21 protein-coding genes and 2 pseudogenes are annotated in these 20,902 nt (G+C 61.0%); 18 read left to right on the top strand and 5 right to left on the bottom strand.

The window, feature by feature from the left end:
- The coding region (locus JWQ24_RS15145; protein ID WP_299809460.1) for a ribonuclease activity regulator RraA at positions 1 to 473 on the top strand (473 nt) is incomplete at its 5' end.
- Positions 474 to 864: 391 nt separating this feature from the next.
- On the opposite strand, the gene JWQ24_RS15140 is transcribed toward JWQ24_RS15145, so the two are convergent.
- Complete coding sequence (locus tag JWQ24_RS15140) at positions 865 to 1,356, bottom strand: MarR family transcriptional regulator (RefSeq protein ID WP_299809457.1); 492 nt, start codon at positions 1,354 to 1,356, stop codon at positions 865 to 867.
- Positions 1,357 to 1,546: 190 nt separating this feature from the next.
- Here JWQ24_RS15140 and JWQ24_RS15135 point away from each other — a divergent pair, with 190 nt between their 5' ends.
- The 3 genes and pseudogenes from JWQ24_RS15135 to JWQ24_RS15125 form a co-directional block, all read left to right on the top strand.
- A complete protein-coding gene (locus JWQ24_RS15135) occupies positions 1,547 to 2,707 on the top strand; it encodes an amidohydrolase (protein ID WP_299809454.1) in 1,161 nt (386 codons plus the stop codon).
- A 28-nt stretch (positions 2,708 to 2,735) separates the two neighbouring features.
- Complete coding sequence (locus JWQ24_RS15130; RefSeq protein ID WP_299809451.1) at positions 2,736 to 4,079, top strand: MFS transporter; 1,344 nt, start codon at positions 2,736 to 2,738, stop codon at positions 4,077 to 4,079.
- 165 nt (positions 4,080 to 4,244) lie between these two features.
- Positions 4,245 to 4,538 (top strand): annotated as a pseudogene (locus JWQ24_RS15125) (hypothetical protein); the annotation flags it as partial.
- On the opposite strand, the pseudogene JWQ24_RS15120 reads toward JWQ24_RS15125, so the two are convergent.
- Positions 4,522 to 4,993 (bottom strand): annotated as a pseudogene (locus tag JWQ24_RS15120) (MarR family transcriptional regulator). The pseudogenes JWQ24_RS15125 and JWQ24_RS15120 sit on opposite strands and share 17 nt — an antisense overlap.
- Before the next feature lie 43 nt (positions 4,994 to 5,036).
- Entirely contained in the window at positions 5,037 to 5,669 is a 633-nt protein-coding gene (maiA, locus tag JWQ24_RS15115; protein WP_299809448.1) for a maleylacetoacetate isomerase, read from the bottom strand.
- Positions 5,670 to 5,773: 104 nt separating this feature from the next.
- Between maiA and gtdA the strand changes: the two genes are divergently transcribed.
- The 13 genes from gtdA to JWQ24_RS15050 all read left to right on the top strand — a co-directional run bounded on the left by gtdA (position 5,774) and on the right by JWQ24_RS15050 (position 17,807).
- Positions 5,774 to 6,817, top strand: a complete 1,044-nt coding sequence (gene gtdA, locus JWQ24_RS15110; RefSeq protein WP_299809445.1) for a gentisate 1,2-dioxygenase — start codon at positions 5,774 to 5,776, stop codon at positions 6,815 to 6,817.
- Between the two features lie 12 nt (positions 6,818 to 6,829).
- Complete coding sequence (locus tag JWQ24_RS15105) at positions 6,830 to 7,546, top strand: fumarylacetoacetate hydrolase family protein (RefSeq protein ID WP_299809442.1); 717 nt, start codon at positions 6,830 to 6,832, stop codon at positions 7,544 to 7,546.
- A 63-nt stretch (positions 7,547 to 7,609) separates the two neighbouring features.
- Positions 7,610 to 8,788, top strand: coding sequence for an ABC transporter substrate-binding protein (locus tag JWQ24_RS15100; RefSeq protein WP_299809439.1), 1,179 nt, complete (start codon positions 7,610 to 7,612; stop codon positions 8,786 to 8,788).
- A 34-nt stretch (positions 8,789 to 8,822) separates the two neighbouring features.
- Positions 8,823 to 9,689 carry a branched-chain amino acid ABC transporter permease gene (locus tag JWQ24_RS15095; protein WP_299809465.1) on the top strand — a complete coding sequence of 289 codons (867 nt, stop codon included), beginning with the start codon at positions 8,823 to 8,825 and terminating at the stop codon, positions 9,687 to 9,689.
- Between the two features lie 4 nt (positions 9,690 to 9,693).
- Complete coding sequence (locus JWQ24_RS15090) at positions 9,694 to 10,707, top strand: branched-chain amino acid ABC transporter permease (RefSeq protein ID WP_299809436.1); 1,014 nt, start codon at positions 9,694 to 9,696, stop codon at positions 10,705 to 10,707.
- Positions 10,707 to 11,450 (top strand): ABC transporter ATP-binding protein, encoded by a 744-nt coding sequence (locus tag JWQ24_RS15085; RefSeq protein WP_299809433.1) that lies wholly within the window; start codon positions 10,707 to 10,709, stop codon positions 11,448 to 11,450. The genes JWQ24_RS15090 and JWQ24_RS15085 overlap by 1 nt, the downstream gene beginning before the upstream one ends.
- Before the next feature lie 5 nt (positions 11,451 to 11,455).
- Positions 11,456 to 12,163 (top strand): ABC transporter ATP-binding protein, encoded by a 708-nt coding sequence (locus tag JWQ24_RS15080; RefSeq protein WP_299809430.1) that lies wholly within the window; start codon positions 11,456 to 11,458, stop codon positions 12,161 to 12,163.
- Positions 12,164 to 12,575: 412 nt separating this feature from the next.
- Positions 12,576 to 12,932 carry a hypothetical protein gene (locus tag JWQ24_RS15075; protein WP_366521446.1) on the top strand — a complete coding sequence of 119 codons (357 nt, stop codon included), beginning with the start codon at positions 12,576 to 12,578 and terminating at the stop codon, positions 12,930 to 12,932.
- Positions 12,933 to 13,130: 198 nt separating this feature from the next.
- Positions 13,131 to 14,339, top strand: coding sequence for an ABC transporter substrate-binding protein (locus tag JWQ24_RS15070; RefSeq protein WP_299809427.1), 1,209 nt, complete (start codon positions 13,131 to 13,133; stop codon positions 14,337 to 14,339).
- A 116-nt stretch (positions 14,340 to 14,455) separates the two neighbouring features.
- Positions 14,456 to 15,328, top strand: a complete 873-nt coding sequence (locus JWQ24_RS15065) for a branched-chain amino acid ABC transporter permease (protein WP_299809424.1) — start codon at positions 14,456 to 14,458, stop codon at positions 15,326 to 15,328.
- Entirely contained in the window at positions 15,321 to 16,349 is a 1,029-nt protein-coding gene (locus JWQ24_RS15060) for a branched-chain amino acid ABC transporter permease (protein WP_299809421.1), read from the top strand. The genes JWQ24_RS15065 and JWQ24_RS15060 overlap by 8 nt, the downstream gene beginning before the upstream one ends.
- Complete coding sequence (locus JWQ24_RS15055) at positions 16,342 to 17,100, top strand: ABC transporter ATP-binding protein (protein ID WP_299809418.1); 759 nt, start codon at positions 16,342 to 16,344, stop codon at positions 17,098 to 17,100. Before JWQ24_RS15060 ends, JWQ24_RS15055 begins: the two co-directional genes overlap by 8 nt.
- The gene (locus JWQ24_RS15050) at positions 17,097 to 17,807 is read left to right on the top strand and encodes an ABC transporter ATP-binding protein (protein WP_299809416.1); all 711 of its coding nucleotides are present in this window, start codon (positions 17,097 to 17,099) and stop codon (positions 17,805 to 17,807) included. Before JWQ24_RS15055 ends, JWQ24_RS15050 begins: the two co-directional genes overlap by 4 nt.
- Positions 17,808 to 17,815: 8 nt before the next feature.
- Here the strand turns inward: JWQ24_RS15050 and JWQ24_RS15045 are convergent, their stop codons facing one another.
- Both JWQ24_RS15045 and JWQ24_RS15040 read right to left on the bottom strand, forming a co-directional pair.
- Positions 17,816 to 18,289, bottom strand: a complete 474-nt coding sequence (locus JWQ24_RS15045) for a hypothetical protein (RefSeq protein ID WP_299809414.1) — start codon at positions 18,287 to 18,289, stop codon at positions 17,816 to 17,818.
- Entirely contained in the window at positions 18,286 to 19,197 is a 912-nt protein-coding gene (locus JWQ24_RS15040) for a helix-turn-helix transcriptional regulator (protein WP_299809412.1), read from the bottom strand. Before JWQ24_RS15040 ends, JWQ24_RS15045 begins: the two co-directional genes overlap by 4 nt.
- Positions 19,198 to 19,360: 163 nt before the next feature.
- Between JWQ24_RS15040 and JWQ24_RS15035 the strand changes: the two genes are divergently transcribed.
- The gene (locus tag JWQ24_RS15035; protein WP_299809462.1) at positions 19,361 to 20,902 is read left to right on the top strand and encodes a benzoate-CoA ligase family protein; all 1,542 of its coding nucleotides are present in this window, start codon (positions 19,361 to 19,363) and stop codon (positions 20,900 to 20,902) included.

Here is a 20,902-nt window from a genome sequence, read left to right as displayed (position 1 = left end):
GCCCGCCCGGTGCGGTACTTGTGATGGACAGCCGCAAGGATGCCCGCGCTGCCTCCGCCGGCGCCATCCTAGTGACCCGTCTGATGAAGCGCGGCGTCGCCGGCGTCATCACCGACGGCGGCTTTCGCGATTCCGCCGAAATCGCCAAACTTGGTTTTCCCGCTTTTCACCACCGCCCGAGCGCACCGACCAACCTGACGCTGCACCAGGCCATTGAGATCAACGGCCCGATCGGCTGTGGCGATGCGCCGGTGTTTCCCGGCGACGTCATCCTTGGCGACAGCGACGGGGTCATCGTGATCCCCGCGCACCTCGCCGATGAGATCGCCAATGAAGCGTTCGAAATGACCGCTTTCGAGGATTTCGTCACCGAGCAGGTTAATGCCGGCCGCTCGATTCTTGGGCTCTATCCTGCGACGGACGAGCAGGCCCTGGTCGATTTCGCGGAGTGGCGGAAGGCGACCGGACGATAACACGCTGTCACTACCGATATCGAATGACCTTGCGCTGGGCCTTGGAGCGGTTGATCGAACCTGGCGTCCGCCGCGCGACGACGCGTTGGGCGTCGGCCCGGCGCTTCCTGCCCCTTGCCGCGACTGAGCGTTCGGCATGGGTCGATTCCAGCGGGATCTTGAAGATCCGCCGCGGAGATGCGGCGAAGTCGGCTGCTGGCACTTCCGCGAAGTGCCTGGTCCGTGGAAAGACCGCTTGCGATCACGTTGCGTGACATCGCACTTGGGCTGGGTGGCTTCATGATTGTCGGCGGCGTTGAAAACTACATAGCAATTTCAATAATATATAAGTTAAGAACTTTATCCTGAACGGCGCACCAAAATGTCACCGTCCAGAACAAAACTGCGAACTTTACTTTGGTGACAGCGAGATCCACTGCGGGAGCAGTTGCCCGATCATGTCCTTGCCGTCGCCGTCCACCCATTCGGTCAGTTTCTGGATGCAGGAATCCAGCGTGTCGCGCTCTGCGGCGGTCAATGGAGTGAGGAAGTGCTCTTCCATTTGACCAGCGACCTGCGTCGCCTTTCCGCACATCTCGCGCCCTTTCGCCGTAGAGCGTAAATTGAATTGACGCGCGTCTTTTTTGCCGATCGTTCGCCGGATCAATCCGTCCTTGATGAGCTTCGATAGCAGGCGCGATGTCAGGCTTCGCTCGAGCCTGGTCTCAGCCGCTAGATCGCTGAAAGTAATGCCCGGATTATCGTCGATGAGACGCAGGATGCGCAGCTCGCGCACATTGAGGCCGCAACATTGGACATAGACTTCATTGGCCATGTCGATCGCGCTGCTGCTCAGAGTGTCCATCCGATAAGTCAAATGACGCCCGACCTTGTCTCGCCGCATCGATCCCTCGTCTCGTACCTCGGGTCGGGCCCGGTTATTGTTGTCAAATAAGATTGTTGCAAATTACAACTAATGGTGATTGTCTTTCAATAAGCGGCCTTGGGCTCAGTGGCAATTCCGCCGAGTGGAAGCCGTTCGCCCTTGAAGCCTATCGGTTTCAGGCGCGCAACAACATGTCGATGGGGTCAGAATGGATGCTCTCGCATATCTGCAGCGCGAACTGCCGTTGTTGATGAGTTGGCGCCATGATTTCCACGCCCATCCGGAAATCGGATTCCAGGAAACCCGCACCGCCGCTAAGGTCGCTGAACTACTCTCCAGTTGGGGCATCGAGGTCCGCACCGGTGTCGGCGGTACCGGTGTCGTCGGCGCATTGCGCGGCCGCCGACCGGGGTGCAACGCCATCGGTTTCCGCGCCGATATGGACGCCTTGCCGATGACCGGGCGTGCGGAGGTGCCGTATCGTTCGACCCGGACGGATGCGTTCCACGGCTGCGGGCATGACGGCCACACCTCGACCCTCCTTGGCGCCGCCAAATATCTTTCAGAGCATCCGGACTTCTCCGGCACGGTTTATTTCATCTTCCAGCCCGCCGAGGAAACCCTGCGCGGTGGGCCCGCGATGATCGCCGACGGCCTGTTCACCCATGCCCCGGTCAGCGAAGTCTATGGCCTGCACAACAATCCGCTGATGGCGCCCGGCAAGATCGGCATTCGTGCCGGTGCAATCCTGTCAGGGTGCGATCCATTGCGGATCGAGGTGCACGGGGTCGGCGCCCACGGGGCACAACCGCATCTGGGTGTCGATCCGATCGTTGTCGCCTGCGAACTCGTCGGAATGTTGCAGACCATCGTCAGCCGATCGCTCAACGCCCTGGATTCCGGAGTTGTAAGCATCGGAGTCATCCATGGTGGCACCGTCGCCAATGTGATTCCCGATCGGGTCGTGCTGGAAGGCACGATCCGCTCGATGTCGACAGATGGCCGGGCGTTGCTGCTTCGCCGCGTTCGCGAGATTTGCGACGGGGTTGCCAATTGTTTCGGCATCCAGATCAGCTGCGACATCGGATCCGGCTGTCCGCCCACGGTCAATCACGTCGAGCAATCGGCAGCGGTTGAACGGGCGGCACGGCTGGTCGTCGGGCCGGACAATCTGGTCGCTGACATCATGCCGGTGATGGCGTCGGAAGATTTCTCTTTCATGCTTCAGGAACGGCCAGGGGCCTACTTCTTCGTCGGGCAGAGCGGCCAGAACTGCCACCATCCGGAATACATTTTTGACGATGCTATCATGCCGGTGGGCGGCGCGATGTTTGTGCAGATTGCCTACGACCGGCTGAACCGGGACTGACCTACAAAACATAAAATTGGGGGAAGCAATGAGCACATCAGGTAGCACTGAATCCAATCCCGCCGCGGACCATGCGATGGTGGCCATGCGTCGCCGCGTGGTGGTCGCCTCGACATTGGGCAACGCCTTCGAATGGTTCGACTACGCCATTTTCGGCATGTTCGCGCCGATCATCTCAAAACTGTTCTTTCCGGCCAGCAACGAGGTCAACTCGATGCTGCTGACGTTCGCGACATTCGCGGTTGCCTTTGCGGTGCGCCCGCTGAGCGGCGTCCTGTTCGGGCTCTATGCCGATCGCTTCGGCCGCAAACGCGCGCTGACGCTGATGATCATCATGATGGCGATCGGCACCGGTATGATCGGCTTACTGCCGACCTATGCCGCGATCGGCATTGCCGCGCCGCTGTTCATGGTGGTCGCAAGGCTAATCCAGGGCATCTCGGTCGGTGGTGAGTTCTCCAACGCCACCGCCATGCTGGTCGAGTATTCGCCGGACAACCGGCGCGGCTACTACGGTAGCTTCCAGATGGTATCGCAGGCGCTTGGCTTCACGGTCGGCGCGCTTCTCGCGTATCTCGCCACCACCTATGCGTCGCCCGCATCGCTGGAAAGCTGGGGTTGGCGGGTGCCATTCATCCTTGGGATTTTGATTGGTCCGTTCGGCTATTGGCTGCGTTCCAACATCGATGAAACGCCGGAGTTCCAGCGCTATCTGGAATCCAAGCAGAAGCCGGTGAATACGCCTCTCACCGAGCTTTTCACCAAGCATCTGCGCGAGCTCGCGGTCGGCTTCTGCATCGTGGTGATGGGCACGGTCTCATACTACGTGATGCTGCTTTACATCCCGATCTATGCCGTCCGCCAGCTTGGGATGCCGATGAGCGGAGCACAGCTTTCCTCCGTGTTGTCGACAGCGCTGATCGTCGTCTTCTGTCCGCTCGCGGGAAGTCTTTCCGATCGCATCGGCCGCCGCGTGGTGGTTCTGCCGGCAACGATCATTTATGCGATCGTGGTGTGGGTCGCGGTGCACCATCTCCTCGCGGAACCATCGCTCAGCCGATTGATTCTCGCCCAGATGGCGTCGTCGCTGGTGATGGCCTTCATCTGGGGGCCGACGCCCGTGTTGCTGATGGAACTGTTTCCGGTCGGCGTCCGCTCGACCGGCGTGGGACTGATCTATAACGTCGCCGTGGCGCTGTTCGGCGGGCTCGCGCCGTTCGCCATCACCTGGCTGATTTCAGTCACCGGCGACAAGATGAGCCCTGTCTACTACGTCGTCATCTCCGCAGCGGTTGGCGTGTTGGGCCTGCTACTGTTGCGCGAGCGCCGTTCCGATCCTGTGATAGCATCCGCCCAGGCCAGCCTGAGGTAATTACAATCGGGATTGTCGGAGACAGCGGGCCTTGCAAGGCCTGCTGTTTCTTTAAGAGCAAACGTCTGGATGGCGTCATGACGGCTGAATAGACGATGCCGAGCACCGCCCACGTCGACAGCAAGCCCGGCCAGACCACTCCGTGGCCACAGATGTGGACACCAACTGATCAAGGTGTCGGGGCAGTGGGTCTATCCGTTGGAAGTCGAATTATGCTTCGCCGAGCATCCGGATGTCCGCGAATGCGCTGTGCTCGCCGTCGAACTCGCTGATCGACGGATGAGCCTGAAGGCAGTGGTCTTGATGGGCATCGACGACTTCGATGCTGCCGCGACGACGCGAACTCTGCCGGACTTCGTGAAGGCCAAGCTGCTGCCCTACAAATATCCGCGCGAAGTCCAGTTCGTCCGCGACCTTTCAGGCGCTTGTGAGGATCCAGCCATCAGGCTGAGTTGTTGAGATGCAGGATCGCATCCTCCGCACGAATCGGAACTGGCGGCATCTCGTTGTTCTGGTTGACCAGTTGGGTCATCAGCCGAAGCAGGGTTTTGCGGTCGGCCGCTGTGAGGGGCTGCAGCATCTGGATCTGCGCATCTGTGACTAAAGGTTCGACATTGCGAAGCTCGCCGGCGCCGGATTTCGTCAGGTAAAGCAGCTTCACGCGCTTGTCGCCGGGGCCCGGCTTCCGCTCCAGAAAGCCCTTCGATTCCAAACGCTCGATGACGTTGCCCAGCGTGGAGCGATCGAACGCGATCAGCGCCGACAACCGTGTGGCGTCGATGCCAGGATGGGCGCGGATCGCGACCAGCGCCGGGTGTCAGGTCGACTGCCCTGCATTCTTCCATGAAGACAGCGACGGCGATCTGCTGCATCCGGCGAAACAGATAGCCAGGCATCTTATAGACATCGTCCATCGCGGCGGAGGCCGGCGAGGGCGGTCGAACATTCGAAACGGGCTTATTCTGCGTCGTGTTGCTTGTCGGGCGAGGCATCGGAAAAGGCCTTCAACTCTGCGGCGGCGGATGCCACGGCTTGTAGACGAGGAAAACTGTCAAGGTCCACGCCAAAGCGTTTCGCATTGGCCAATTGCGGGATCAAGCAGAGATCGGCCAGTGTCGGTGATATGCCGAAGCAGAAGGGGCCTTTTTCCTGAGCGATCAGCACTTCACAGGCGCTCAATCCTTCATGATTTGCCCAGGCTGCCCATTCCGTGACGGCAGCCTCGGTCACTCCGAGATGTCGCAAGCGCGTCAGCACCTTGAGATTCTGCACCGGGTGCGTATCGCAGGCGAGAACCATCGCGAAACTGCGGACCTTGGTGCGTTGCAGTGCGTCCGACGGCAGAAAGGGCGGGTCCGGGTAGGTTTCGTCGAGCCATTCGATGATCGCGAGGGATTGCGTGAGCAGGTCGCCCGCCGCGTTGCGGAACGTCGGTACCAGACCTTGCGGATTGATGGCGAGGTAGGCGTCGCTTCGTTGCTCCCCGTTGCGCAGATGGTAGGACAGATGCTGCGCCGTCAGCCCCTTCAAATTGAGGGCAATCCGCACGCGATAGGACGCGCTGCTCCGGAAATAGCCGTGAAGCTCCACGGGATCCTCCTAATTTTTTCCGCTGCCCTTCAAAACGCATTGACTGACAGTATTCGTTCGTTCAGTATACTGTCAATTAAACGATAAAAACGACGGGAGGGCTCATGGATCACGCCGTTCAGAAGACCCCGGAACGCGACGCGTTCTACCGCAAGATCGACGGTGAAAACCTCTCGGCGTTGTGGAACGTGATGGGAGATCTGATCACACCGCAGCCGAAAAGCGGCTGCCGGCCCCATCTGTGGAAGTTCGACGACATCCGTGCCTGCATGATGGAGGCTGGCAAGCTGATCACCGCGAAGGAGGCCGAGCGCCGCGTTCTGGTGCTCGAGAATCCGGGCCTCCGCGGACAATCCAAGGTCACGACGTCGCTTTATGCCGGTGTCCAATTGGTGATGCCGGGCGAGGTGGCTCCGGCGCATCGGCACAGCCAGTCGGCGCTGCGCTTCATCCTGGAAGGCAAGGGCGCTCATACGGCGGTCGATGGTGAGCGCACCATCATGGAGCCGGGTGATTTCGTAATCACGCCGTCCATGAAATGGCACGATCACGGCAACCAGACGTCGGAGCCGGTGTTCTGGCTCGACGGCCTCGATATTCCCATGGTGCAATTCTTCGACGCATCCTTCGCCGAAGGTTTCGGCGATGACGAGCAGAAGGTCACCCGGCCGGACGGCGACAGCTTCGCGCGCTACGGTCACAATCTTCTGCCGGTCGACCTGAACCGTGCGTCCAGGACGTCGCCGATCTTCAACTATCCCTATTCGTACACGCGCGAGGCGCTCGAAAAGGCGAAGGTCCGTGACGAGTGGGATGCCTGTCATGGCCTCAAGCTGAAATTCTCGAATCCCGCCACCGGCGATTTCGCGATGCCGACGATCGGCACCTTCATCCAGTTGCTGCCGAAGGGTTTCAGCACCGCGCGCTATCGCTCTACTGATGCGACGGTCTTCGCGCCGATCGAAGGGCGCGGACGTTCGCGGATCGGCGATCACGTCTTCGAGTGGGGGCCGCGCGATCTGTTCGTCGTGCCGAGCTGGCAGTGGGTCACGCATGAAAGCGACGAGGACGCGGTCCTGTTCAGCTTTTCGGATCGTCCGGTGCAGCAGAAGCTCGATCTGTTCCGCGAAGATCGCGGCAACGCCTGACGGGGGTAAACGATGGTTGAGTTCGTATTCACGCCGCCGGCACAGGCTTCCGTCCAGGTTGCCGGAGAGGCCTCCCGCTTTCCTGTCCGGCGCATCTTCTGCGTCGGCCGCAACTATGCGGCGCATGCCCGCGAGATGGGGAAGGATCCGGACCGCGAGCCGCCGTTCTTCTTCACGAAGCCGTCCGATGCGGTGGTCGACAACGGTCGGACGATTCCGTACCCGCCGGAAACAAGCAATTTCCATTTCGAGATCGAGCTGATCGTCGCGATAGGCAAGGAAGGTTTCAACATTCCCGCCGATGCCGCGCTCGATCACGTCTTCGGTTACGGCGTGGGCATCGATCTCACCCGCCGCGATCTTCAGTTTGAAGCGCGCGACAAGGGCAGGCCGTGGGATTGGGGTAAGGCATTCGATCAGTCGGCACCGATCGCGCCGCTGCATCGTGTGGGCAAGCCGTTTCGTCCGGATGCCGGTCGCATCTGGCTCGCCGTCAACGGTGCGATCAAGCAGGACGCCGACCTCAAGGAATTGATCTGGCCGGTGCCCGACATCATCGCGATCCTGTCGCGCTCAATGGTCGTCAAGCCGGGCGATCTGATCATGACCGGTACGCCGGCAGGCGTCGGCGCGATCGTATCGGGCGACAAGGTGACAGGCGGGATCGCCGGTCTCGGTGAAATCGACATCACGATAGGCGAAGCTGTTACGGCGGCGGTTGCCGCCTGATTTCGAGAATTCATTTAAAGCAGTAGCCCGATCATAAAAGAGGCGCTGCAAACGGAGGGGACCATGAACAAGACGACGCTCGCACTATTCGCCATCGGTCTGCTTGTAGGCGGCGGCGCCCATGCCCAGCAGCCGATCAAGATCGGCTTCATTTCGACATTCTCCGGGCCATCCGGGCAGCTTGGGCAGGAGTTGCTCGATGGCTTCAAGCTAGGGTTAAAGAGTTCGGGCGGCAAGTTCGGCGGCCGTCCTGTCGAGATCGTGCAGGGCGACGATCAGGCAAAGCCCGATGTCGGCCGACAACTCGCCGACAAGATGGTCGAAAGCGATCGCGTCCAGATCATCACCGGGATCAACTTCTCGAACGTGATGCTGGCGGTCGCCAAGCCTGTGCTCGATGCCGGCGCCTTCGTGTTCAGCATCAACGCTGGCCCCTCGCAATATGCCGGTAAGCAATGCAATGCGCGCTACTTCAACGAGTCGTTCCAGAACGACACGCTGCCGGAAGCGATGGGCATCTATCTCACCGGCAAGAATGTAAAGCGCGCGTATCTAATGGCGCCGAACTACCCGGCCGGAAAGGATTTCCTCGCGGGCTTCAAGCGCACCTTCAAGGGCGAGATCGCTGGCGAGGTTTACACGGCGTTCGGCCAGCTCGATTACGCGGCCGAAATTTCGCAACTGCGCTCGGTGAAACCCGATGCCGTATTCTTTTTCTATCCCGGTGGGATGGGCATCAACTTCGTCAAGCAATACGCGCAGGCGGGGCTGAAGGACCAGATTAAGCTGTATGGACCGTCATTTTCGCTCGACCAGACGGTGCTGCCCGGTATGGGCGATGCCGCGATCGGCGCGTTCGCCTCGACCTTCTGGAGCGAAGATTTCGACAACGCAGCGAGCAAGACCTTCGTCGCCGATTTCGAAGCGGCCTATGGTCGCGTGCCGTCGCCGAATGCCGCGAACGCCTATGATGGCGCGCGTATCCTCGATGCGGCGCTGACATCGATCGGCGGCAAGATCGAGGACAAGGCGGCCTTACAGAGGGCGCTGGAGACCGTCAAGTTCGACTCGGTGCGTGGCAAGTTTCGATTCAACAGGAACCACTATCCGATTCAGGACGCGTACCTCGCCGAAATCGTCAAGGACGCCAAGGGCCGTCCCGGCATGAAGCGTCTCGATCTTATCAAGGCCGATCTGGCGGACGCTTACGTTGGCGACTGCGAAATGAAGCCCGCGCAATAACGGCTGGGGATCGACTGGAGCGAGCACGATGGGCCTGATGCTAATCATCGAACAATCGCTGAACGGCGTGCAGTTGGGTGTCCAATTGTTTCTGATGGCGGCCGGATTGACGTTGGTATTCGGCATCATGAACATGATCAACCTGACGCATGGATCATTGTTCATGATTGGTGCGTTCGCCGCCGCAACGATCCTGTCGTACACCGGAAACTTCCTGTTCGCGATTGCGCTGGCGGTGCCGGCCACCGCGCTCGCCGGCGCTCTTCTCGAAGCGCTGGTGCTGCGACGCTTCTACCATCGCGGCCATCTCGACCAGGTGCTGGTGACCTTCGGTCTGATTCTTGTCCTGAACGAGTTGACGAAGATGGTGTGGGGGCCTGTCCCTGTTCCGATGCCGCTGCCGTCGGCACTGGCCGGGTCCGTACAATTGTTGCCGGGCCTGACCTATCCGAGTTTCCGGCTGGTCATTCTGGCGGCCGGTCTCGTCGTCGCCGCCGTTCTCTACCTGGTAGTGTCGCATACCCGCGTCGGCATGTGGGTCCGGGCTGGCGCCAGCAATCGCGACATTGCGTCCGCCATGGGGGTGAACGTCGAACTGGTCTTCTCACTGGTGTTCGCGGCAGGCGCCGCGTTGGCGGGCCTGGCGGGCATGATGGCTGGGCCGATCAGCGCCGTCCAGGTCGGCATGGGTGAGCCGGTATTGATCCTCGCGCTCGTCGTGACGGTGATCGGCGGCATAGGTTCGATCAAGGGTGCCTTGATCGCCGCGGTCATCGTGGGGGTCGTCGATACGTTCGGCCGTGTTCTGCTGCCGCCCGCGCTCGGCAGCATGCTGATCTTCGTTCTCATGGCGTCCATTCTCGCGCTGCGTCCACGGGGATTGTTTCCGGTCCATGGCTGACAGCATGACACATCCCATCGCCGCCCCGGCCGTGCCGCGCCCCTTCGCCGGCCTGATGCCGATCGCTATCCTGATCCTGCTGCTGGCGGCGCTGCCGGTGGTGGCGTCGCTGATCGGAAGTCCGTTTCTGCTCAAGATTGGCACGCGGGTCGTCGTCTTCTCGCTGGCCGCGGTCGCGCTGAACATCGTGCTCGGCTTCGGCGGTCTCGTCAGTCTTCTGCATGCCGGATTGTTCGGTATCGGCGGATATGTCGTCGGCGTTCTCGCATTCCAAGCCGAGGCCGGCGAACCTCTGTTCGGCTTCATTCCCGGATCGACCGAACTTGCGATCGTCTTGCCTGTCGCGATCTGCGTTTCCGCGATCGTTGCAGCGGCGATGGGGATCGTGTCGTTGCGCACCGGCGGCGCCTATTTCATCATGATCACGCTCGCCTTCAATCAGATGCTCTATTACTTCTTCATCGCTTTGCAAAAATACGGTGGCGACGATGGTCTGCAGATCAACGGCGATATCACGCTGTTCGGATTTGCCGCCACCGGGCGGACGCCGTTCTATCTCGGATGCGTCGCGGTCCTCGCCGTTGTGCTCATCCTATCGCAACGCTTGGTCGCGAGCCGGTTCGGCGTTGTCCTGCGTGCGTCGTCCCAGAACGAGCGCAGATTGACGGCACTCGGCATTCCGCCGCTGCGCTATCAACTTGCCGCGTTCGCGATCTCCGGTGCGATCGCGGGGCTCGGCGGCGCGCTGCTCGCCGCCGGCCAGCAGTTCATCAGCCCGTCCGAAATGTCCTGGGTGCGGTCCGGCGACTTGGTCGTGATGTGCGTGCTGGGCGGCATGTCGACCGTATGGGGACCCGTTCTGGGTGCGGCGGTGTTTCTCATTCTGGAAATCATCCTGTCGGAATGGACGATCTACTGGCAGCTCGGTTTCGGACTCATCATCATCGGCATCGTGGTCCTACTGCGGGGCGGTCTGACAGACTTGCTACGTATGACCTTCGGCAGGGCGAATCCGTAATGAGCGACGCTTTATTGCAGGTCACTGGTCTGGTGAAACGCTTCGGCGGACTGGTCGCGACCGACCATCTGGATCTGCAGGTTATGAACCGGGAGACGCTCGCGCTGATTGGCCCCAACGGCGCGGGCAAGACCTCGCTGATCTCGCAATTACAGGGCGATCTGACACCGGACGCCGGCTCGATCCGTTTCGACGGGCGCGACATCACGCGCGAGCCGTCGTACCGACGGGCGCATGCCGGTCTGGCGCGATCTTTTCAGATTTCATCGGTGTTTCCGCAATTCACGCTACGCGACAATGTCGCCGTCTCGGTGCAGGCTCGGCAGGGGCACAGCTTCCGGTTCTGGCGTGACGCACGCGAAGACGTGACGTTGACCGATCCGGCGCAAGGGATGCTCGACATTGTCGGGCTCGGACGAACGGATCGCCTGGCCGGCGATGTCTCGCATGGCGAACGCCGACAACTCGAACTAGCGATGGCGCTGGCGATGCAGCCAAAACTTCTTCTGCTTGATGAGCCGATGGCCGGCATGGGCCGGGAGGACAGCGCGCGGATGACGACGCTGCTGTTGGGCCTCAAGTCGCGCTATTCGATTCTGCTAGTCGAGCACGACATGGATGCCGTGTTCAAGCTGGCCGATCGCGTCACCGTGCTGGTGGCGGGACGTGCGATTGCGACCGGGTTTCCGGATCAAATTCGTAGCGACGCCGCCGTGCGAGCGGCCTATCTCGGACACAGGTAGATCGCATGCTGCTCGACGTCGCCAATATCAGCGCGGCCTATGGCCATAGTCAGGTTCTGTTCGGGATATCCTTCTCCATCGGGGCGGGCGAGGTCGTGACGCTGCTCGGCCGTAACGGTATGGGGAAGACCACGACTGTTCGAACGATATGCGGTCTGCTTCCGGTCACGTCCGGAGCGATCATGCTGGCTGGCCAATCGGTGAACCGACTGATGCCACATCGGATCGCGCGTCTCGGCTTGGGCCTGGTGCCGGAAGGACGTCACATCTTCCCCAATCTGACTGTGCGTGAGAACTTGCTGATGGCCGAGGCGAACCCGCTGCGCGCGGCGGATCCGTGGACGATGGACAAAGTGGTCGAATTCTTTCCCCGGCTCGGTGAGCGACTGTCCAACGGAGGCGGCCAATTGTCCGGCGGCGAGCAGCAGATGCTCGCGATCGGTCGCGCCTTGATGACGAATCCCAGCCTGCTAGTCCTGGACGAAGCGACGGAAGGCTTGGCACCCGTTATCCGCGAAGAGATCTGGGCGCGGCTCAAACAGCTGAAGATGCAAGGGCTCGCGATGTTGATCATCGACAAGGAGATCGATGCATTGATGGAATTCGCTGATCGACACTACGTGGTCGAAAAGGGCGAGGTCATCTGGAGCGGCAGCAACAAGGATCTCGCCGCCGATCCAGCCGTCCGCGATCGGTTTCTCGGAATCGGTTGAAGATCTGCGAGTCTGGAGAGACTCCGATCGCGAGCTGGTTGCGCTTTGCATCAGAGCAACGTTGATGACGATTGTGCCTCTAAGTGCCGGGCGCAGTCTGCGGCCGTTGTTAACATCGTGGATGACGGGGCGCGGTAGTCCGGTGAAATACCTGGTATCGAAGACAAGTTGCCGAAGCTGGCGCTCGACAAGCGTTGCGACATAGCTGTTCTTCGATCCGCCGATCAGGTCACCCTCCCAATGGCCCGGGACCGCACGATCTTCAACAAATGCCGCCTTTTCGCTGATGGACACAGCATTCTTGATCGGGCCGAGTCCGCGTCGTTTCAGGCTGGCGTGCCGGAAGCGGCGGATCGTGCATTTCGCGCTCAAATGCGCAAGCAACTCTTTTTTCACCACGCCTCGAGTCTGAATGAGCAGGCTGCCCGAAGACCTGCTCGCCCACGGCTGCCTGCGCTTCAACTTCCGCCGTGCCGAGCCCGCTTGGCCGTTCCGCCGAGACGGGCGCGACTACAAGATTGATGTTACCGGCAAGATCGAGGCGAACAGCGGCGAGGCGGTGACGCAACTCGCCCGGTTGGGCGTCGACATCGCGCGCGACGGCCTTTTCTCGGTGCGAGCGACCTCGCCAGCGACCGTCTGGTACCGCTGCTCGAAGAGTACAATCCGCAGGACCGCGAAACTTTTCACGTGCTGTTCGTCGGGGGCGCAACCATGCCCGCACGGGTGCGCGTATTCGTCGATTTTCTCGTGGAGCGGTTGGGTGTGAAGTCTGAACCGACTGCCTGACGACCTGAAGCAATTGCGCGAAGTTGTCAGCTCGAAGTCGATATACCATGCATTATAATTCTTGCATTTAGATTTTATCATGCAATATGGTGCCTCTTGATAGGGCGAGAAGCTCTCGCATGACAACCGATAGGTCGGGTCAACCGATCACGGATCAGATTCCAAGGGAGGACTGCTCATGACCATCAAAGGTTTTACGCGGCCGGTGTCGCGCCGTGCCCTTTTGTCGGGTGCGGCCGGCGCCGCAACGCTCACCGCCGTTGCGCCGTTTCGCTCGCCGGCCATCGCGCAAAATGCGCCACTGAAGGTGGGCATGATGCTTCCGTATACCGGCACCTTCGCGAAGCTCGGCCAGTTCATCGACGATGGCTTCCGGCTCTATGTCGAGCAAAAGGGCGGTAAACTCGGCGGCCGCGATATCGCCTTCGTGCAGGTGGACGACGAGTCGAAGCCTGAAGCCGCGACCGACAATATGAACCGGCTGGTCGGCCGCGAGAAAGCCGATGTTGTTGTCGGCACTGTGCATTCCGGCGTGGCGATGGCGATGGTCAAGGTCGCGCGCGATACCAAGACGCTGCTGATCATTCCGAATGCCGGCGCCAACGACGCGACCGGCCCGGCCTGCGCGCCGAACATCTTCCGCACCTCGTTCTCGAACTGGCAGAGCACCTACCCGATGGGCAAGGTGATGGCCGACGCCGGAATCAAGAACGTCGTCACGATCACCTGGCGCTACACGGCAGGCGCCGAGATGGTCGGCGCCTTTGCGGAGAATTTCACCAAGAACGGCGGCAAGATCGTCGCCGATCTCACGGTCCCGTTTCCCGAAGTCGAATTCCAGGCACTGATCACCCAGATTGCCACGTTGAAACCGGATGCGGTGTTCAGCTTCTTCGCCGGCGGCGGGGCGGTAAAATTCGTGAAGGACTACGCGGCGGCGGGGCTCAACAAGACCATTCCGCTCTATGGTGCAGGCTTCCTGACGGATGGCACCATCGAAGCGCAGGGCGCTGCTGCTGACGGCATCAAGACCACGCTGCATTACGCCGACAATCTCGACAATCCGGCCAATCTTGCCTTCCTCAAGGCCTTTAAGGCCAAGACCGGCAAAGACGGCGACATCTATGCCGTGCAGGGCTATGACGCCGCTGCCTTGCTCGACATCGGCCTGACGGCGGTCGGCGGCGACTTTACGGCACGCGGCAAGTTGCTTGCCGCCATGGGTGACGCCAAGATCGACAGTCCGCGCGGGCCGTTATCATTTAACAAGGCGCACAATCCGATCCAGAACATCTATTTGCGGGAAGTTAAAAACGGCCGAAACGAGATGGTCTCGATCGCGCAGGCCAGCGTCGATGATCCCGCGCGTGGCTGCAAGATATCGTGACGGGACTGCCGTAACGAGCGCCACGCCGCGCTCGTTACGATCAGCTTTGTAAGAACATGTAGACCTCCTGCCGATCACATAGCTGGTGCCAGCATCATCTGAATTGGACATCGAGGATGGATCTTATCACGTTCGGCGTTCAGATTCTGAACGCAGTCCAATACGGCACGGTGCTGTTCCTGGTCGCGAGCGGCCTGACGCTGGTGTTCGGTATCCTTGGCGTCATCAACCTCGCACACGGCGCGTTCTACATGCTGGGCGCCTATCTCGCTTACTGGCTCACGCTGGTCACGGGCAGCTTTGCGCTGGCCATGCTGGGCGGCGTCGTTATTGCTTTCATCGCGGGCATGCTGCTCGAAACGATGTTTGTGAGGCTGTTATACGGCCGCGATCACCTGGCGCAGGTATTGCTCAGCTTCGGGCTGATCCTTGTCATCGACGAAGTCAGGCAATTGCTGTTCGGAAAGGATGTCCATGCCGTGGCGCCGCCGGCGTGGCTGTCGGGATCGATCCAGTTGACGGATAATCTGTCGTACTCCGTCTACCGGCTGGCGATCTGCATCTTTTGCCTCGGTGTGGCCGTCGCGATCTTCCTGGTCATCAACCGCACCAAGATCGGCATGATCGTGCGGGCAGGCGCCGAAAATCGCGAGATGGCCCGCGTGCTCGGCATCAAGTTCGATCGCGTCAACCGCTACGTCTTTGCGGTCGGCATCGCGCTGGCAGCGCTGGGCGGCATCGTCATCGCGCCAATCTCAACGGTGTTTCCCGGAATGGGCGACGGCATGCTGATCCTGTCCTTTGTGGTGATCGTGCTCGGCGGCATCGGATCTGTGGCGGGCGCCGCCGTCGGGGCGCTGCTGATCGGACTGACCGATACGTTTGGAAAGGTGTTCTTCCCGAGCGCATCCAGCATTTTGATTTACGTGCTGATGGCGGCCGTCCTTGTCTGGCGTCCCAGCGGCATTCTGGGACGTCCTAATGCATAATTTGAAAGAATTCCGCTTGCCGACGCTATTGGTGATGGGGGCGTGTCTCGCCGTTGCGATCGTTCTGCCGTTCGTTGCGCCGGTCTACTACGTCCAGTTCTGCGCCAAGGCACTGATCATGGGCATGCTGGCGATGGCGCTCAATCTCGCGGTCGGTCATGGCGGCCTGGTGAGCCTGTGCCATGCAGCGTTCTTCGGCCTGGCCGGCTACGTCCTTGCGCTGATGTCGCCGGGCTACGATGCGGCTTCGCTGCTGCTGTCGTTTCCGCTGGCCGTGGCGGCTTCGACCGCGATGGCGCTGGTCATCGGCGCATTGGCGCTGCGGACTCGCGGCATCTATTTCATCATGGTGACGCTGGCCTTTGGTGAAATGCTGTTCTTCTTCTTTCACGACACCCGCGTGGCGGGTGGATCGGACGGCATATCGATCAACGTCCGGCCGGAAATCGCGATCGGCGGGCGTCAATTGCTCGATCTCGACAAACCTGTCGTCTTCTATTTCGTCGTATTGACGTGCCTCATCGCCGTGATGGCCCTGCTCACGATGATCGTGCGCTCGCCGTTCGGCCATGCATTGGCCGCCGCCCGCGACAACGAACGTCGTGCCCGCTCGCTGGGCTTTCCGATTTTCCGCCTGCGGCTGACCGCCTTTGCGGTATCGGGCGCGCTGGCCGGTGTTGCCGGATATCTGGCGGCGGCGCAGTTCGGCTTCGTCGCGCCACAGATGCTGGGATGGCACCAGTCGGCGACCGTTCTGGTCATGGTCCTGATCGGTGGTCTGCGGTCGGTGACAGGCCCGCTGGTCGGGGCGCTCGTACTGATCGGCCTGGAAGAGGTGTTGAAGGCGCATCTCGAGCACTGGAAGCTCGCCGAGGGGCTCATCATCATCGCGATCGTCGTCCTTCTGCCGAACGGCGTCCAGCAGATCTGGTCGATGATCGCCGGTCCGGCCTTCGATGCCTCGTCGGATCGTCGGCGTCCTGAAGCCAAGTCATCGGCGGTGGAGGTCGGACATGGCTGAGGTCGCGCTCCATGCCGAGCATCTGCAAAAGCGCTTTGGGGGCCTTGTAGCCGTGTCCGACGTGTCGATAGAAGTTCACGTCGGCGAGATCCATGCCGTCATTGGTCCGAACGGCGCCGGCAAGTCGACGCTGATCAATCTTCTGTCCGGCGAACTGTTTGTCAGCGCTGGTCGAATTTCGCTCGGTGATACCGACGTGACGACCTTCGCACCTGACCGTCGTGCCCGCGCGGGCCTCGGGCGCGCGTATCAGAAGACGACCTTGTTCAGCAAGTTCAGCGTCCAGGAAAACGTTCGGCTGGCGGCACAGGCGCATTCCAGCGCGCCGCTACGGATGTTCGGCAGCATACAAGCCGACGTTGAATGCCATCGGCGGACGTCCGAGGCCATCGACAGGGTTGGATTGACCGGGCGGTCGCAAGTGATCGCCGATCGTCTCAGCCATGGCGAGCAACGCCAACTCGAGATAGCGATGGTGCTGGCCACCGACCCTCGGATCGTCCTGCTGGATGAACCACTCGCCGGCATGGGGCAGTCGGAAGCGCGCGCGATCATCGCGCTGATCGCATCGCTGAAGGCGGATCGCGCGGTGTTGCTGGTCGAGCACGATATGGATGCGGTGTTCGAACTGGCCGATCGTCTCACCGTGATGCAAGACGGCACCGTCGTCGCGACGGGATTGCCGCAGGAGGTGCGCGCGCATCCTCTGGTGCGTTCAGCGTATCTCGGTGTGCACGGGGATGACACATGACGTCGCTGCTTGAGGCGGAACGGCTCGATGCCTTTTACGGCGCCAGCCAGATCCTGCATGGCGTCGATCTGAAGTTTTCGCGTGGCGAGCAGGTGGCGCTGATCGGCCGCAACGGCATGGGAAAGACAACGCTGCTGCGTTCGCTGATGGGCCTGATGTCCGGTTGTCGCGGATCACTCCGGCTCCACGGCAACGATATCCGGCATGCGCCGCCCGAGACGATTTCCCGCCTCGGCCTGGCGATGGTGCCGGAGGGCAGGGGAATCTTCGGCTCGCTATCCGTGACGGAGAACCTCGTCATGGCCGCCCGTGCCGGCGGTGACGGTCGTCATGACTCGACACTGGCCAAGGTCTTCGACCTGTTCCCCCGCCTGCATCAGCGCCGCAACAACGGTGGCCATCAGCTCTCCGGCGGCGAGCAGCAGATGCTGACGATCGGCCGGGCACTGATGACCAACCCCGACATGATCATGATCGATGAGGCGACCGAAGGCCTGGCACCCCTGGTAGCGCAGACGATTTGGAAAACGCTTGCGGTGATCCGCAGCGAGGGGATTGCGACGCTGGTGGTCGACAAGGACTTCCGCAGCCTGTCTAAAGTGGTCGACCGCATGGTCATGCTGTCGAAGGGCTGCGTCGTGTTCGACGGTACGCCGGATGCGCTGGCAAGCCGACAGGACTTGCTCGAACGCCATCTCGGTATTTAGTCCAGCAATCACGATGCGACGACCGTAAGGCCGCGATGGTTGGCCGCGAGGATGTTGTCCGTAAGCGGCTCAGGCCATTGCACTACGAGTTGACCGATCAGATCATCGAGGCCGCTTTGCTCGATCGCATCGTAAAAGCAAGGCGTTTCGGCGCGAGCAATGAAGCTGTGAAGCAGATGGGCGGCATCGTAGTCGTAGACGATGTCTCCGGGGACAATTCCCTGTCGGCGCAGCAGGAAGGTCCGCAGCCCGGTGAGGTGCGCGCGTCCGTCGGCCATGGCCGCGAATGACATCACCAGCGCCTGATGCGCAATTTGCGGGCCATCCTGCATGCGGTCATACATGGAAAGCGCATTGGCGCCGATCACATCTGCCAAGCTGCGGAAATCCGAAGACATGTCGTCGGGATGCAAGCTGTTGCGGATGGCGATCATGCCGAGCGGGTCGAAGCCGCGCACCTTCAGCATTTCGCCAAGGGTCACGACGCGGCGCTACGCAGGCCGAACGCCTCGGCATTGGTATCAAGAATGCGGGATACGGCGCTGACCAGCTGCGACGCTGCCTTTTCCTTGCTGAGGCCCGCGGTATCCACGGTGGTGGATGCTCGGGCGTAGAGCGGCTCGCGGCTCAGCAGGATGGTCCGCAGTTCCTGCATCGCCGAGCGATCGTCGGCCATCGGGCGCAGGTCTCCCTGGCGCCTGACCCGCGCCATATGCTCCTCGGGCTTTGCTTTCAGCCAGATCGTATAAAACGACGACAATACGCGATCGAAGGTCAGCGGCTCGGATACGATGCCGCCGCCGGTCGCCAGAACGACGGGCTCCTTGCCGGCCAGAAGATTGTTCAGCGCGGTCTGCTCCAGGCGCCGGAAACCTTCCTGGCCGTACATAGCGATGATCTCGGCGATCGAAAGCCCGTTCTGATGTTCGATCTCCTTGTTGAGCTCGACGAATGCCCAGCCGATCTTGTCCGCGAGCAGCTTTCCAAGCGTCGATTTGCCGGCGCCGCGAAGCCCGATCAAGGCGATGCCGTTGAACGGCGTGCGAAGATGAAGTTTGCTGAGGCCGCGACCAGCCAGAATATCCTTAGCCTGTGCGATCTGCGCCGGCGTTCCGTTTCGGACGAGGTCGCGGATGACGGGCCAGTCTTCGACCATTCCGCCGGCCGAAATGAGGTCTTCAAGATGGGCACCCATCGCTTGGGCAACCCGGCGAAGCAGAATGATCGACACGTTGCCTTTGCCGCCTTCGAGCTGTGCGATGTAGCGTTCCGAAATGCCCGAGACCTTGGCGAGCACCTTGCGCGACATGCCACGAAGCCCACGCATCGTGCGCACGCGCTGACCCAACTGTTCGAGAAAGTCGGTCTCTGGATCGGGTTGGTCGGTCATCATTCGCTGGCTCAAGGACGGTAGATGAAACATAGTGCCGAAATCGGTTGACAGCAACCGGAACCAATGACTTTATATGAATTATAATTCAAAAGAACCGTAGGGAGCTGACCGTGAAAAACGGCGATGGAAGCACCAAGGGTGTCACAGCATCATGAGTGGGCTGTCCGATTCTTACAATGCAGTGACCTGGCTGTTGGACCGCAACATCGACGAGGGGCGCGGTGACAAGCTGGCTTTCACCGATACCGTATCCGAGCTGACGTACGGCGCGTTGCAGGCAAAAAGCTGCCAGCTCGCCAACCTCCTGAAGCGGGTCGGCACCCGCCGCGAAGAGCGCGTGGCCATGATCATGCTGGACACGGTGGATTTCCCCGTTGTGTTCCTTGGCGCGATCCGGGCCGGCATCATTCCGGTGCCATTGAACACGCTGCTGACGAGCGAGCAGTACGCCTACGTTCTTGCCGACTGCCGCGCGCGCGTGCTCTTCATTTCCAGCACGCTGCTCCCGGTGGTGCATGACGTGCTAGGCCGGTTGCCGGATCTCGAGCACGTCATCGTCGCGGGCGCCGAGACCGACGGCCATAAATGCCTGGCCAACGAGATGGCCGGCGAAAGCGAAGCCTTCAAGACCGTCGGCACCCATGCGGACGAACCCGCCTTCTGGCTCTACTCGTCGGGATCGACGGGCATGCCAAAAGGGGTCCGGCATCTGCACGCTAGCCTAGAGGCGACCGCGACGACCTACGCCAGTCGGGTATTGGGCATTCGCGAAGATGATGTCGGACTGTCGGCGGCAAAGTTGTTTTTCGCTTATGGCCTTGGGAACGCGCTCACATTCCCGATGTCGGTTGGCGCCACCACTGTGCTCAACTCAGAGCGCCCGACGCCGGCCACGATGTTCGGCCTGATGCGTCGCTACAATCCCAGCATTTTTTTCGGTGTTCCGACGTTGTTCGCCGCAATGTTGAACGACGAAGCTTCCAAGCACGACGGCGGTTTCACGCGCTTGCGTGTCTGCACCTCGGCTGGCGAGGCGTTGCCGGAGTCGGTCGGCAACGGCTGGAAGAGCCGGTTTGGCGTCGACATTCTCGACGGCGTCGGTTCGACCGAGTTGCTGCACATCTTCCTGTCGAACCGGCCGGGTGACGTTCGATACGGCACCTCCGGTCGGCCCGTGCCGGGTTACCGCGTTCGCCTCGTCGATGAAGCGGGGCTCGATATTGCGGACGGCGAGATCGGCGAGTTGCTCGTCGATGCGCCGTCGGCCGGCGAGGGGTACTGGAACCAGCGCAGCAAGAGTCGCCACACGTTTGAGGGACACTGGACGCGCACGGGCGACAAATACATCCGTGATTCCGAAGGACGCTACACATTCTGCGGTCGCGCCGATGACATGTTCAAGGTTTCAGGCATCTGGGTTTCGCCGTTCGAGGTGGAGAGCGCGTTGATCACGCATCCGGCGGTGCTTGAGGCCGCCGTGATCCCGGAAGCAGATGCCGAGGGCCTGCTGAAGCCAAAAGCCTTCATCGTGCTGAGGCCGATGGCGCTGCGGGATGGATTGCACGAATCTCTGAAGGACCACGTGAAGCGGAAGATCGGTCCGTGGAAATATCCGCGCTGGATCGAGGTGGTCGATTCCCTGCCGAAAACCGCCACTGGCAAGATCCAGCGGTTCAAGTTGCGTAACGGCGCCGCCGCCTGA

The organism is Tardiphaga sp., from assembly GCF_028290495.1.
In the GTDB taxonomy this organism is placed as follows: Bacteria; Pseudomonadota; Alphaproteobacteria; order Rhizobiales; family Xanthobacteraceae; genus Tardiphaga.
The sequence above is the reverse complement of the archived record's forward strand: the minus strand, read 5'-3'. Positions and strand labels throughout refer to the sequence as shown.

Bases quoted from the DNA above. Each gene is read 5' to 3' on its own strand.
- JWQ24_RS15140 (WP_299809457.1), bottom strand. From the start codon at position 1,356: ATGCGGCGAGACAAGGTCGGGCGTCATTTGACTTATCGGATGGACACT.
- JWQ24_RS15135 (WP_299809454.1), top strand. From the start codon at position 1,547: ATGGATGCTCTCGCATATCTGCAGCGCGAACTGCCGTTGTTGATGAGT.
- JWQ24_RS15130 (WP_299809451.1), top strand. From the start codon at position 2,736: ATGAGCACATCAGGTAGCACTGAATCCAATCCCGCCGCGGACCATGCG.
- gtdA (WP_299809445.1), top strand. From the start codon at position 5,774: ATGGATCACGCCGTTCAGAAGACCCCGGAACGCGACGCGTTCTACCGC.
- JWQ24_RS15105 (WP_299809442.1), top strand. From the start codon at position 6,830: ATGGTTGAGTTCGTATTCACGCCGCCGGCACAGGCTTCCGTCCAGGTT.
- JWQ24_RS15100 (WP_299809439.1), top strand. From the start codon at position 7,610: ATGAACAAGACGACGCTCGCACTATTCGCCATCGGTCTGCTTGTAGGC.
- JWQ24_RS15090 (WP_299809436.1), top strand. From the start codon at position 9,694: ATGACACATCCCATCGCCGCCCCGGCCGTGCCGCGCCCCTTCGCCGGC.
- JWQ24_RS15085 (WP_299809433.1), top strand. From the start codon at position 10,707: ATGAGCGACGCTTTATTGCAGGTCACTGGTCTGGTGAAACGCTTCGGC.
- JWQ24_RS15080 (WP_299809430.1), top strand. From the start codon at position 11,456: ATGCTGCTCGACGTCGCCAATATCAGCGCGGCCTATGGCCATAGTCAG.
- JWQ24_RS15075 (WP_366521446.1), top strand. From the start codon at position 12,576: ATGAGCAGGCTGCCCGAAGACCTGCTCGCCCACGGCTGCCTGCGCTTC.
- JWQ24_RS15070 (WP_299809427.1), top strand. From the start codon at position 13,131: ATGACCATCAAAGGTTTTACGCGGCCGGTGTCGCGCCGTGCCCTTTTG.
- JWQ24_RS15065 (WP_299809424.1), top strand. From the start codon at position 14,456: ATGGATCTTATCACGTTCGGCGTTCAGATTCTGAACGCAGTCCAATAC.
- JWQ24_RS15060 (WP_299809421.1), top strand. From the start codon at position 15,321: ATGCATAATTTGAAAGAATTCCGCTTGCCGACGCTATTGGTGATGGGG.
- JWQ24_RS15055 (WP_299809418.1), top strand. From the start codon at position 16,342: ATGGCTGAGGTCGCGCTCCATGCCGAGCATCTGCAAAAGCGCTTTGGG.
- JWQ24_RS15050 (WP_299809416.1), top strand. From the start codon at position 17,097: ATGACGTCGCTGCTTGAGGCGGAACGGCTCGATGCCTTTTACGGCGCC.
- JWQ24_RS15040 (WP_299809412.1), bottom strand. From the start codon at position 19,197: ATGACCGACCAACCCGATCCAGAGACCGACTTTCTCGAACAGTTGGGT.